This window comes from Flavobacterium esculini (genome assembly GCF_048284325.1).
Taxonomy (GTDB): domain Bacteria; phylum Bacteroidota; class Bacteroidia; order Flavobacteriales; family Flavobacteriaceae; genus Flavobacterium.
Genome location: NZ_JBLVPI010000041.1, coordinates 1 through 2636 on the forward strand (window position 1 = coordinate 1; position 2636 = coordinate 2636).

A 2636-nucleotide genomic window follows, 5' to 3' on the forward strand; every position below is an offset into this window, starting at 1 on the left:
TGGAAACATTACTTTTGGTTCAACCGCTACAACAAATCTAGCTGCGGGTAATTACACCTATACTGCAACGGATGCCAATGGGTGTTCGGTTCAAAAATCAGTGACCATCAATGCGGCACCAACTGAAATCAGTTTCACGGCTACTGCAACCCAACCTAAATGTGTTGGTGAAAAAGGATCTGTGGTTTTAAGTACGCCTACCGGTGGAACTGGAACAATTAATTTTAATTCAACTGCCACAACAGAATTGGCAGCGGGTGATTATATTTATATTGCAACGGACGCCTATGGGTGTTCAACCCAACATATCGTTACCATCAATGCTGCGCCAACCGCAATAAGCTTCACAGCAACTCCAACCCAACCTAAATGTGTTGGTGAAAAAGGATCTGTGGTTTTAAATACGCCTACCGGTGGAACTGGAACAATTAATTTTAATTCAACTGCCACAACAGAATTGGCAGTGGGTGATTATACTTATATTGCAACAGACGCCAATGGGTGTTCAACCCAACATGTCGTTACCATCAATGCTGCGCCAACCGCAATAAGCTTCACAGCAACTCCAACCCAACCTAAATGTGTTGGTGAAAAAGGATCTGTGGTTTTAAGTACGCCTACCGGTGGAACTGGAACAATTAATTTTAATTCAACTGCCACAACAGAATTGGCAGCGGGTGATTATACTTATATTGCAACGGACGCCAATGGGTGTTCAACACAACATGTCGTTACCATCAATGCTGCGCCAACTGAAATCAGTTTCACGGCTACCGCAACACAACCTAAATGTTTTGGAGAAAAAGGATCTGTGGTTTTAAGTACTCCTGCTGGTGGAACCGGAAACATTACTTTTGATTCAACCGCTATAACAAATCTAGCCGCTGGGGTTTATACTTATACTGCAACGGATGCCAATGGGTGTTCGGTTCAAAAATCAGTGACCATCAATGCGGTGCCAACTGAAATCAGTTTCACGGCTACTGCAACCCAACCTAAATGTGTTGGTGAAAAAGGATCTGTGGTTTTAAGCACACCTACTGGTGGAACCGGAAACATTACTTTTGGTTCAACCGCTACAACAAATCTAGCTGCAGGTGATTACACCTATACTGCAACGGATGCCAATGGGTGCTCGGTTCAAAAATCAGTGACCATCAATGCGGCACCAACTGAAATCAGTTTCACGGCTACGGCGACCCAACCTAAATGTTTTGGCGAAAAAGGATCTGTGGTTTTAAGCACACCTACTGGTGGAACCGGAAACATTACTTTTGATTCAACCGCTATAACAAATCTAGCTGCGGGTAATTACACCTATACTGCAACGGATGCCACTGGGTGTTCGGTTCAAAAATCAGTAACCATCAATGCGGTGCCAACTGAAATCAGTTTCACGGCTACGGCAACCCAACCTAAATGTGTTGGTGAAAAAGGATTTGTGGTTTTAAGTACACCTACCGGTGGAACCGGAAACATTACTTTTGGTTCAACCGCTACAACAAATCTAGCTGCAGGTGATTACACCTATACTGCAACGGATGCCAATGGGTGCTCGGTTCAAAAATCAGTGACCATCAATGCGGCACCAACTGAAATCAGTTTCACGGCTACGGCGACCCAACCTAAATGTTTTGGCGAAAAAGGAGCTGTGGTTTTAAGCACACCTACTGGTGGAACTGGAAACATTACTTTTGGTTCAACCGCTACAACAAATCTAGCTGCGGGTAATTACACCTATACTGCAACGGATGCCACTGGGTGTTCGGTTCAAAAATCAGTAACCATCAATGCGGTGCCAACTGAAATCAGTTTCACGGCTACGGCAACCCAACCTAAATGTGTTGGTGAAAAAGGATTTGTGGTTTTAAGTACACCTACCGGTGGAACCGGAAACATTACTTTTGGTTCAACCGCTACAACAAATCTAGCTGCGGGTGATTACACCTATACTGCAACGGATGCCAATGGGTGCTCGGTTCAAAAATCAGTGACCATCAATGCGGCACCAACTGAAATCAGTTTCACGGCTACGGCGACCCAACCTAAATGTTTTGGCGAAAAAGGAGCTGTGGTTTTAAGCACACCTACCGGTGGAACTGGAAACATTACTTTTGGTTCAACCGCTACAACAAATCTAGCTGCGGGTAATTACACCTATACTGCAACGGATGCCAATGGGTGTTCGGTTCAAAAATCAGTGACCATCAATGCGGTGCCAACTGAAATCAGTTTCACGGCTACGGCGACCCAACCTAAATGTTTTGGCGAAAAAGGAGCTGTGGTTTTAAGCACACCTACCGGTGGAACTGGAAACATTACTTTTGGTTCAACCGCTACAACAAATCTAGCTGCGGGTAATTACACCTATACTGCAACGGATGCCAATGGGTGTTCGGTTCAAAAATCAGTGACCATCAATGCGGCGCCAACTGAAATCAATTTCACGGCTACTGCAACCCAACCTAAATGTGTTGGTGAAAAAGGATCTGTGGTTTTAAGTACGCCTACCGGTGGAACTGGAAACATTACTTTTGGTTCAACCGCTACAACAAATCTAGCTGCGGGTGATTACACCTATACTGCAACGGATGCCAATGGGTGTTCGGTTCAAAAATCAGTGACCATCAATGCGG

1 protein-coding gene is annotated in these 2636 nt (G+C 44.7%); it reads left to right on the plus strand.

Annotation, left to right across the window (positions count from 1 at the left end; all coding sequences use genetic code 11):
- A partial coding sequence (locus tag ACNQGG_RS17200; RefSeq protein ID WP_417966070.1) for a hypothetical protein occupies positions 1–2636 on the plus strand: 2636 nt, incomplete at both ends.